General features: G+C 44.4%; 6 protein-coding genes. All 6 read right to left on the bottom strand.

The features are described from left to right. Positions 1-1,312 (bottom strand): chitobiase/beta-hexosaminidase C-terminal domain-containing protein (locus AC6I5A_RS10560; protein ID WP_034615475.1); only part of this gene is annotated, 1,312 nt, incomplete at its 3' end. A gap of 166 nt (positions 1,313-1,478) precedes the next feature. Further along, the gene (locus tag AC6I5A_RS10555; protein ID WP_052168025.1) at positions 1,479-2,612 is read right to left on the bottom strand and encodes a molybdopterin-dependent oxidoreductase; all 1,134 of its coding nucleotides are present in this window, start codon (positions 2,610-2,612) and stop codon (positions 1,479-1,481) included. Between the two features lie 11 nt (positions 2,613-2,623). Continuing rightward, positions 2,624-3,514 carry a chitobiase/beta-hexosaminidase C-terminal domain-containing protein gene (locus AC6I5A_RS10550; protein ID WP_034615472.1) on the bottom strand — a complete coding sequence of 297 codons (891 nt, stop codon included), beginning with the start codon at positions 3,512-3,514 and terminating at the stop codon, positions 2,624-2,626. A gap of 56 nt (positions 3,515-3,570) precedes the next feature. Continuing rightward, positions 3,571-4,680, bottom strand: a complete 1,110-nt coding sequence (locus tag AC6I5A_RS10545) for an FN3 associated domain-containing protein (protein WP_034615469.1) — start codon at positions 4,678-4,680, stop codon at positions 3,571-3,573. Between the two features lie 666 nt (positions 4,681-5,346). After that, positions 5,347-10,311, bottom strand: a complete 4,965-nt coding sequence (locus AC6I5A_RS10540) for a leucine-rich repeat protein (protein WP_034615466.1) — start codon at positions 10,309-10,311, stop codon at positions 5,347-5,349. A gap of 243 nt (positions 10,312-10,554) precedes the next feature. Beyond that, a partial coding sequence (locus AC6I5A_RS10535) for a hemoblobin-interacting domain-containing protein (protein ID WP_034615464.1) occupies positions 10,555-11,250 on the bottom strand: 696 nt, incomplete at its 5' end.

Here is an 11,250-nt window from a genome sequence, read left to right as displayed (position 1 = left end):
CCGGTTCAGTAAACTGAATTGCACCGTCTTCCTTTCCATTAACCCCAAATTGGCGTTCGTATTTGAGCGGGTTAAGCACTACCGTTTTTGACTTAGCTAGGGGTGCGGATCTGACATTTCCGATGGCTACGGTTATTTGTACGGGGTCTGTGAAGTATCTGACAGCTCCGGCGGGCACAACTATCCGGACGCCGTCCTTGGTTGTCAGGGTTGTGGACGCAACTGCTTTCGGCATGATGGCTGGGGCATCGGACGGCAACTGGGCTGCCTGCTTTTGCTCAGTTGTCACTTCCGCCAGTCTATCTAACGCGGTTTGATTATCCGCAGGGTTTACAAGCGGCGTTCCACCGGGAATCTGATAATTAAACGTGACTATCTCGCTGTCCGCCTTACCGGGGCCAATGGTTATTGCCTTGATAACAGTGTTTTTCTCAATGGGTCCAATCGGTTTATTATAACTGCCCAAGTCCTCCGCTCGTGCCGACCACCAGCGATGGGCAATCCAATTATAGATCGTACTATCTACAGTCGGTGTGCTGCCATCCGTGGTGTAATAAACTTTATCGTCGTCCATGTTGACATTGGAGAGTGCGACCATGGTACCTACGGGCACTTCGCCACTGGCTGGATTTGCCTGCGGACTATCCCATTTGGCCGGAGCAGCGGTGGATACTTCAATTGTCGCTAAATATTTAACAAATCCATTATTTATCTGCTCGGTAACTGCCCGCTGCCCATAGACCAGCACCGGGGCGTCTACGGCGTTCATATAAGCAGGATTATTACTGCCTTCGACTCTTACCAAGGCGACGATCGGCTCAACCTCTTCCGCTCCCTCGGATGAACCGCGAATATTCCCATCACCGTCGGCAGTAATATTCTCCTTGAAATGCGGAAAATAATAACGCTTGTCTTTTAGTAACTCCTTGACTGTAAGCGTCAGATAGTAGCCATCTTTAGACGTAAATTTAAGCAGTTGGGCATCATCTTTTATTCCCGCCTGAGCGAGCAGGTCCCGTAATTTGATCCCTTTAGCCACCTCCAACTTCTTGGTCGGCCAGGTATTAATCACACTGTAGGTATGCTGGTATTGTGGTAGACCTTCAAGCTGGGCCTGGGTAAAAGTCGCAGGATTCGTTACCCCATCCCCCGTTATGGTTAATACGACGGGTTCTCCTGTTGTTTCTCCCGTTATGATTACGTCATTTGGGGCAGCTGATACTACGGATGGCTTAAGACAGGCTAAGCAAAGCAATAAACCTAATACCAGAAATGAGGAAACTAATGGACTCATTTTTTTCTCTCTAACCATCACAAGAATTCCTCCAAACACATACAGTTCTACTCTGAAAATAACCTAATTATTATCATTTGATGGCACCGCACCTGCGGCATGGGAGTCTAGTCTACTCTAACAATATAAAATTTTTCATGCTTTGACGGCGCCGATAGCAGCATGGAAGACTCTTTACTTTACTTTACTTTACCGACCGGATGCGCATTAAATTGGCAACCGGCTTGAGTCCTGTTCCATCCTGCCAAACGACCGAAATCGTTCCGTCATTCTTATTTACCAGGATTCCCTTGGTTAAATCCTTGCCGTCGACTTTAACACTATCTCCACTGACATCAATTACTTCAAACTGCTTACTCCCAATATTTTCCACCCGTACTTCTTCCAACATTTTCTCCAGTGATGTTCCCTTAACCCCAGTTATCTCTTCCTGGTCAATTAACTTGGCCATTTCTTCCGGGAAAACGACAGCATCGGCGTTAGTAGAAAACCAGGCAATGTATTTAACATTCATACCCAGTTTATAATTGGGAGATATGTTCATCGGAGCATCTTTACCGGCAACTTTAAGATAATAGCCTTTGCTGACCATATTAAGCGCTTCATTTTTCAGGAAACCGTCCGCTGACTTCATGGTAAAGAAAGCTTTGTTGCTGACGTTGTCGAAGCGGGCAAATATTTGGGCCAGCTCAATGGCATCATCTTTGCTGCCAAAATATTCATAAGGGTATGGTGCAATCCCTTGGGCTAAATTTTTAAATATCCACACTGAGGTAATATCCTTCTTCGGTATTTCTTTATACAGGATTATTTTGTTGACCATCCGTACCCAATAAGGACCGAATTCTCCCTTGATACAAAGCCTGGCTGGACTTAGATCTTCGGGTAAGGCCGACTGTCCATCGACAGCTATGGCCAAAATCAACTCTCTGTTCGCCATAATTTCCGGAGTGACCAGACAATAATAGTTATCCCGACCGACAAAGCCGAGACCTTTATAATCCTGAATATTTATTCCCATCGAGGCCAAGACATCTTTTACCGTCGGCCCGGCCGCTTTAAATTTTTCTTCAAAGCCGGTTGACCGCGTTAAACTGGCCTCATCCAGTTCTTTCTGGGGGAGTTTACGCAGTTCGGCTACGGTTATCTCTTTTGTCTCTCCTGTCTCGCTCTCAATTGCTATTTTTGTGTTTTCATATGCCGGATCACCGCTGCTCTTAATGCTGCTTGCCTGTTTTGGCGCACACCCTGTAAAAAGTAAACAAATTAAGCAAAAACTCAAAAGTAAAAAGCCTATGAATTTTTTGGGGGGAAACATAAACTTCCTCCTCACTTGATTTGATAATTATAGATGGCAGTTTCACTATCATATTTGCCAAAACCCTTGGCTAAAACTTTAAGCGTGGTATCCTTTTCAAGTAAAATAGGCTTATTTAGTTCCGGCTGGAAAGTACTGGGGTTATACAACATACTCTTTTCCGTGGGTGTAGACCCGTCTAAAGTATAATAAATCCTAACATTGTCCATATATTTATGCTGCAGCTTAACGGTTTCACCTTTGGCTATTTTTCCGGCAAGAGGAAAAGCTGTTGCTGCTTCCCATTTACCGGGATCTTCGGTAGTAATGGTAATCTCCTTAATATCTTTGACAAAGGCATAGTTTGTTTGTTCTTCCAGATAAGCCTGCGGCATGATCAGGGTCAGTTCTTCCGGCGTTATTTTATTGATAGTATTGCAATTCTCCCGATATTCGTAAGCAATAATTGGTTTAACTTGTTCGGCGCCCGCCGGATCATCCTTTAGAATGCCTGGAAAATAAAAGCGAGGGGTTTCCAGAAGTTGTTCCCTGGTAAATGAACACTGATAGTTGCCCGCTCCCTTGAAAGTAAAACATTTGGCTTCCTTTTTTAAGCCCGCTGCTTTAAAGATTTCTTCCAGCTTGATTCCCCGAGCGGCATAAATTTTGGGAGTTGGCCAACTATTGATTGTGGAATATAGATGTTCGTACTTCGCCTCAGGTAATTGAAGCATTTCCTGCAGCGTTAGGGTTATATTCTCCGTCAGGCCGTCTCCGCTAAGTAAAACTTTTTTTTCTGGTTCTTGTACCCCGCCCGTTTGAACCGCAGTCTGCTTTACCGTTCCACAGCCGAAAACAAACATAGCAACAAATACAATCAGAAAAAAACTGAGAATGTTTTTAGTTATCTTATTAATAATCATATACCCTCCCTTACGCCTATCCAGTACAAAAGTGAATGAAATATGAATAGGATTCTCTAACTCAGTCCGCGAACTTTGTTGATTATCTTCACCAGATCCAGGACATTGATTGTTCCATTATTATCCATGTCTGCAGCATTCATTTGGGCGGTAGTAGGTGTGGCCGTATGTTTAATAAAGTTGATTGCTTTTACCACATCCAAAATGTTCACTAATCCGTTATTATCAATGTCTCCTTTGTTAACAACCTGGTAATTATAAGTAACTATCTCGCTGTCCGTTTTGCCGAAGCCAATGGTTTTCGCTTTGATAGTCAGGGACTGATTAACAACAATCGGGTGGTTTACGGTAGCCAAATCAGCCGCTCGGGAACTCCACCAACGACTGGCAATCCAGTTGTAGATAGGACTCTCATAAGTAGGGTCGCTGCCGTCAGTGGTATAATAGATCTTATCGGCATCATTAGACTCATTAGTGAGCGCTACCCCTGTTCCCGCTGCAATGGTTCCACTGGGTACCGATGCGATTGGAGCAGCCCATTGTGCCGGAGTATCGGTGGTCACTTCAATATTTGTTACGTATTTAACAAACATTTGATTAGTCTGTTCGGTCACCCACCGTTGCCCCAGCAACAAAAGTAACGCTTCGGCAGTATTCATATTGGCAAAATTATCACTATTCGCACTTTGCAAGGCCAGCATAGGAGCTATCTGTACTGCATCAGCCGGTGAACCTGCAATTTCGCCCTTATATTCATCATTCGCTTTCAGCCCGGGATAGTAATAGCGGGGATCATTCAACAGTTCTTGCACGGTAAACGACATCTTATAACCATCAGTTGAAGTAACTTTGATCATCTTGGCCTCGGGCTTAATTCCGCCGGCTGCGGTTAAAAGATCCGCCAAGAGAACACCCTTACCCACATACCACTTTTTAGTAGGCCAAGTGTTAATCGAACTATAGCGGGCCTGCACTTGGGCCATGCCCTCCAGTTGGGCCAGGGTAAAAGTCGTCGGGGTCGTCGATACCAAACCATTACCGGTTATTGTCACCGAATCAGATGCAGCGCTGGCTGTTCCGGGCATTATCACCCCACCAAATCCCATGATCAGGCTCAGGATAAAACTAATCAAAATCAATTTTCCAAACCCGTTTTTCTCAACCATAATTATCAAGCTCCTCCCTTTATTAACTTCAGAACTCTGGACATAGCTTCGCTGAGTAAAAAATTTATCACTAACAATTATTGCAACAACTCCTGATAGCCCTAATTTTGAGAGTATTGATTCATTGTGACATAAAAATCTAGTTTTTAACTTATGTCCAGAGTTCTGACCTTACGAAACCGCCGAATGCTTTAGTTTTGTAACAGTATTTATAGACATACCCCTTATCACAAATCCATGGAGCTCCATCTTAAGCTCTAAAATGGTACTATATGCAAAAAAACTGCCCAATACTTGGCAGCCGAACGTCACAACACCCTTCTTCACCAATATTTTATCCATGTTGTTCTGTCTAATGTTCTTTTCTCGTTCTTTTCTCGTTCTTTTCACGTATCGTTCGTTTAAAAATAGTAACTTTCTTAAGTAATAGTCTCCTTTCTAGAACAAGTTAAGAATAACAAACTTTTACTAAATACTACTAATAACTACTATATGCTACTAAACGGACAATTAATTATATGATGTTTTGTAGTCAATTTCAATAGATTTTATAAATAACCTTTTATCCAGGAGTTGGGCAAAACTTCTGGTAAAGTGTTCGGAAAATCTTGCCCAACTGTCCTTCATCGTACATTTTTTAATTTTTTAACTTCTATAAATATAGTCTTATTGTAAAATCACAGGGTTGTTGTCTACAGCATTAGTTAAATCATCAACAATATAAACCTTGACCACATCGCCCTGCTGGACATTGAACCCTGCTTGGGCAGAATTGACCAGGTCAAAATCAGCTTTGGTCACGTTGATACTCAATTGGACGCCATTTCTTAGGTGTGTAAAGACTACTGCTTCCAGACCGCTATGAGAGATCACCGGCGTAATGTTGACCGCAAAGTACTTAAACCCTGATATACCGGCGTTAACAGTCATCTTATTGATGCCATCATCTGTTATCCCGAGTGCATAGGCCGGATCGGCCACAGGAGAAACCGTGTAAACCGGAGTTGAGGCTGGTATCTGCTCAAAAAGCGCTGTCACAGTTACGTTAGCCGCAGGCATAGTGAAGCTGGTACCAGTGATGACATGATCCGTTCCGTCATTGTACTTCAGCGAACCTGCCTGCAGCTGCCTGCCTGTATCTGGAGTTACAGTGAGCTCAATGGTTGTATCAGCAGTTGCCGTTGTTGGACTTGCTGTAATACTTCCACCTGAGAGAGTTCCGATGCCAACGGTGTAATTAGGTTTATTATCGTCCGGTGCTACTATCACATTTACTGTCGCCGTAACACTGTTGGGATTGGTCACGCCTGTCGGCAAGTTAGCCAACGTACCACTAAATGTGTATGTCCCTGCTGTAATGGCATTGTACGCGGGAGTACCGCCGTCCCAGGTCACATCAATAGCTTGTATTGAATTATCACTGAGAATCGCTTGCACCGTACTTGGCAACCCGGCATTGGCCAACTCAGTACCGTTTGCAACGTTAATGGCGCTGAGCGTTGTCACACCGGTCACTGTTTTTATGGTTAACACTTCGAAAGTCCTGCTATATTTTGTCGCGTAAGCTTGTGCTGTTGACCCTGCGAAACCGATAATCGTTGTTGCGGCTGGAATTGTATATTCTGTATCAAATATTGTTGTCGTAGCCGAGATAAAGGTAATGGTGGACAAGTTTGAGCCCGAGGTAATACCCCCTTGAAAAGCATTTTGACCAACACTTGTAACACTTTGCGGGATGCTGATACTAGTTAATCCGCAACCCATAAAAGCTCCAAGGCCGATAGTTAAGAGTCCTTCCGGAAGATTTATACTAGTTAAGGCATTGTCTTCATAAAAAGCACTATCGCCGATACTGGTGACTCCTTGCGGAATGATGATACTTTCTAGGCTCATGCAACCTCTTATAGCACTGTTGCCGATACTTGTAAGGGTTGAAGGTAGGCTGATACCGGATAACTTTTTACAACCCATAAAAGTTTTAGTGATATCAGTTGTTCCTTCCGGGATAGTGATATGACCTTCTAACACATAGCAGTTGTAAAATGCACCTTCACCAATGCTTGTTATATTTTGCGGAATGTTCATACTTACTAGGTATTTGCAACCTTTAAATGCATAGGCGCCAATACTTGTAAGGGTTGACGGTAGGCTGATACTTGTTATGCCTGTGCAACTGTAAAATGCATTGTCGCCGATACTTGTTACAGGAACTCCATCTAAGCTGCTTGGTATTACAATATCTCCGCCAGCCCCTGTGTACCCCGTAATTTGGGCTTGGCCATTTGTGACAGTATAAGTATAATCAGTGGCCCCGGTTGCTTCTACTATCTGCACGGTGTAGGTCGCCGTCTTTCCGTCCACGTTGATAGTCAGAACCTGGTCTGTTGCTATTACTGTGCTGTTGAAACCCGTAACATTGGCTTCTGTGACTGTTACCTCTTGCGTACTGTTATCGCTGTAGGTTCCGGTGACAACCAGGCCGCTTAGGTCCAGTGGATCTCCCGCTGCGTAAGTCAGCTTAGTTGCCGGGGTTGTAATTACGATGCCAGTTAGAACTACTCCGGCTCCGGGCGCCACTACTACATCCACGTTCGCCGTTACATTGGCGGGATTGGTCACGCTTGTCGGCAAGTTAGCCAGCGTACCACTAAATGTGTATGTCCCTGCTGTAATGGCACTGTACGCGGGAGTACCGCCATCCCAGATCACATCGATAGCTTGTGTTGAAGTATCACTGAGGATCGCTTGAACCGTACTTGGCAATCCGGCATTTGCCAACTCTGTACCGTTTGCAACGGTAATGGCACTGAGCGTTGTCACGCCGATAACTGTTTTTTCTTGCCCTGGTATACTAAATTGCCCGTTGTTTACTGTTTTTGCTGTTATCTCATTTCCTTGGGCATCAGATAGTACTACTCCATTCAGCCCTAATACGCAAGCTGCTCCGGGGCTTGCTGCATTTGCTACCGTAAACCGCATGGTTGCTATGGTGCTGTCCGTTCCGCCGGGAAACGGAGTATTAGTCATATTATAGAGATTTACAGCTTCGTTATTCCCTGATATAAAATCAAAGATAGTAAAGCCCGCTGCCCCGCTTCCTAAGCTTGTTTGATTATATGTTAACAAACTGTGATCATAGCTTAGTTCAAATCCCAAAGCAACTACTTCTCCCGAACTTGTCAAGTTGATGGGAACATTGATCACCGCTCCGGGCGCAGCTGTGACAGTCCCTGCTGTCAGTGCCAGAGCTGATATCTGTTCAAAAACCGCTGTCACAGTTACGTTAGCCGCAGGCATAGTGAAGCTGGTCCCAGTGATAGTATGATCCGTTCCGTCATTGTACTTCAACGAACCTGCCTGCAGGCGCCTGCCTGTATCTGGAGTTATAGTGAGCTCAATAGTTGTATCAGCCGTTGCCGTTGTTGGACTTGCGGTAATACTTCCGCCTGAGAGGGTTCCGATGCCAACCGTGTAATTAGGTTTATTATCATCCGGGGCCACTATCACATTTACTGTCGCCGTAACGCTGTTGGGATTGGTCACGCCTGTCGGCAAGTTGGCCAGCGTACCTCTAAATGTGTATGTCCCCGCTGTATTGGCATTGTACGCGGGACTACCGCCGTCCCAGGTCACATCGATAGCTTGTGTTGAAGCATCACTGAAGGTCGCTTGTACTGTACTTGGCAATCCGGCATTGACCAGCGTTGTACCGTTTGCAACATTAATGGCGCTGAGCGTTGTCACGCCGGTCACTGTCTTTATGGTTAACACTTCGAATGTTCTTCCATATTTTGTTGCGTAATCTTTTGCGGTAGATGGGTTGTATCCTATAATCTTTGCAGTGGCTGGAATTGTGTTTTCATCATCATATATTATTGTTGTTGCCGAGTTAAATGTGACCGAAGTTACTGCGCTTTGGGAATTACTAAAAGCAAAATAGCCGATACTTGTTACGCTTTGCGGTATGCTGAGACTACCAGTTAACTTAGTAAGGCTAAAAGCACTGTCGCCGATACTTGTTACCCCTTCCGGTATGCTGATACTAGTTATATTGGTCATGGAAAAAGCATAATCGCCGATACTTGTTACTCCTTCTGGGATGGTGACACTTGTTAATGGGGTGTTATAGCAAAAAGCATAATCGCCGATACTTGTTACTCCTTGTGGGATGTCGACACTTGTTAAGCCTCCTGAACCCCATATCAAACAAGTCCCCGCTTTATTTAAAAGCAGGTTGTTTATACTTTTGTATTCTGCATTAGCATGATCTACCGTAAGAGTAGTTACGTTAGTGCACAGTTGAAAAGTATCGCCAGCGATGCTTGTTACACTTGCTGGAAGGCTTATACTTGTTAAGTTGCTGCACATGTAAAAACCATATTTGCCAATGCTGATAACACCTTGCGGTATGTTTATACTTGTTGCGCTTTCGCACCTGTAAAAAGCCTCATCGCCGATACTTGTAACGCTTGACGGTAGGGTGATACCAGTTAAATTCCAGCAACCTTCAAAAGCACCAAAGCCGATACCAGTGACTCCTTCCAAGACGGTGAAAGCCCCTGTTAAGCCTGCGGGGCACGCTACTAAAGTAGTCCCTGCAGAATTATAAAGCACGCCGTCTATACTTTTGTAGTTTAAATTATTCACATCTACTTGAATACCGGTTAAGAAAAGGCAACTGCTAAAAGCACAGTCACCGATACTAGTGACACTTTGCGGTAGCGTGATACTAGTTAAGGCTTCGCAATGACTAAAAGCATATGGGCCGATACTTGTGATACTTTGCGGCAGCGTGATACCAGTTAAGGCAAAGCAAGATTCAAAAGCATTTGAGCCGATACTAGTGACACTTTGCGATAGGGTGATACTAGTTAAGGCATAGCAACAGTTAAAAGTAGAGTCACCGATAATGGTGACACTTTGCGGTAGGGTGATACCAGTTAATTTAGAGCAACTTTGAAAGGCACGTTCACCGATACTAGTGACACTTTGCGGTAGGGTGATACTAGTTAATTTAGAACAAGATCTAAAGGCACTGTCACCGATACTTGTAACGCTTGACGGTAAGGTGATACCAGTTAATTTAGAGCAACCTTGAAAGGCACTGTCACCGATTCTAGTGACATTGTCCGTGATGCTGACACTTGTTATACTTCTTGGACACTCTATTAATGTAGTTCCTGCTTTATCATAAAGCACGCCGCCGGTACTTGAGTAGTTAACATTATTAACATCTACTTGAATACTGGTTAAAGAACTGCACGAGTAAAAAGGTACTAAGCCGATACTAACGATTCCTTCCGGGATGGTGACACTAGTATATTTCCCGGAAAAACTTTTTTCTGCGAGGCCTGTTACAATACTTGTTGTCTCAACTCCCATAACTGTAACTGTAAGTGTACTTGGTATGGTAAGAGGAGTAGTCCCAGTCCCTGAATATTTCGTAATTTGGGCTTTGCCATCTGTTACAGTGTACAAATAATAACCATCATTGGAAGTATACGTTCCGTCCGGCGTCACTTCTGCTGCTGCCGCTACTCCAGGCATCAGTACCAGTCCTAAACCTAAAGCACTAATGATCATTGCTATGGAAAGCAGGATCTTCATTAGCTTATTTTTGATAATTTCCATTAGGTATCCTCCTAATTCAGATTATTATATCGTGTTTCATTTGTTTTCCCAGAACTGCAGGCAGCAACCACATTGACATTACTCTCAACTGTGGCGCCGCCCTTCAAGTAAGTATCCAGATTTATTTACGATCCCGCTTAGTCTTTATTGCATTATTGGTGTTGTTGATTACATCGCCAGATCGTACATTAAGCCAGTTATGAGTATAAATCTCATTGAATCCAGTTTAGTACGTTGTCTTTATTAATTCGTCCATGTCTGTTGACAAGAGGTGGGTTCGTATCCAGTGGAGTAAACAGTGACCGTATAAGTACCGGCAGTATCCATAGTTCCGCCCTCAATGGTTATTTGACCGTATCCAACCCCAAAACTTCCCAGTTCTTCGCTACCCACTGTTATGCCGGTAATGTGGGACCGCCAGGCGTAATTATCAGTAAAGTTGATATATGCGTTCTGCGCAAGCGTTTTGGGGCCATAGGAACTTATGGTTGGCGGCGTGAGGCCGTTCATATGTTGAACTACACTGGCGTTTGTGTAGTCGGCGGCGGTAACCACGATCGTATAGTCACCATAATTGGTGAACACGCCGGAGGCAATGTTGATGTTACCTGCGGTAACCGTATACTGGCCTGCGATAGAATTCCCATTCACAGTCACACCGGTAATGGCGCTGCGCCAGGTGGCATTATCCGTAAAGGCGATATCTACGGCCTGCCCAACAGTGTTGTTCGAGGTATCAGCCGTCAGGGATGGCGATGCGCTGCCAATAGTGTAGGTGAAAGTAGCAACATTACTGTTTGTCCTACCCTTACCAATTACTATTGCTTTTATTGTTTTGGTATCCCCGACACTCCCGGTGAGTGCAATCGTGTGGTTAATGGTAGTCAAATCCCCCGCTCGGGAAGTCCACCAGCGAGCGGCAATCCAGTTATACATATC

It is taken from the genome of Desulfosporosinus sp. Tol-M2 (assembly GCF_059735615.1).
This window is presented reverse-complemented; position numbering and strand designations above follow the sequence as displayed.

Coding starts and splice junctions, on each gene's coding strand:
- AC6I5A_RS10555 (WP_052168025.1), bottom strand. CDS start 2,612: ATGTTTCCCCCCAAAAAATTCATAGGCTTTTTACTTTTGAGTTTTTGC.
- AC6I5A_RS10550 (WP_034615472.1), bottom strand. CDS start 3,514: ATGATTATTAATAAGATAACTAAAAACATTCTCAGTTTTTTTCTGATT.
- AC6I5A_RS10545 (WP_034615469.1), bottom strand. CDS start 4,680: ATGGTTGAGAAAAACGGGTTTGGAAAATTGATTTTGATTAGTTTTATC.
- AC6I5A_RS10540 (WP_034615466.1), bottom strand. CDS start 10,311: ATGGAAATTATCAAAAATAAGCTAATGAAGATCCTGCTTTCCATAGCA.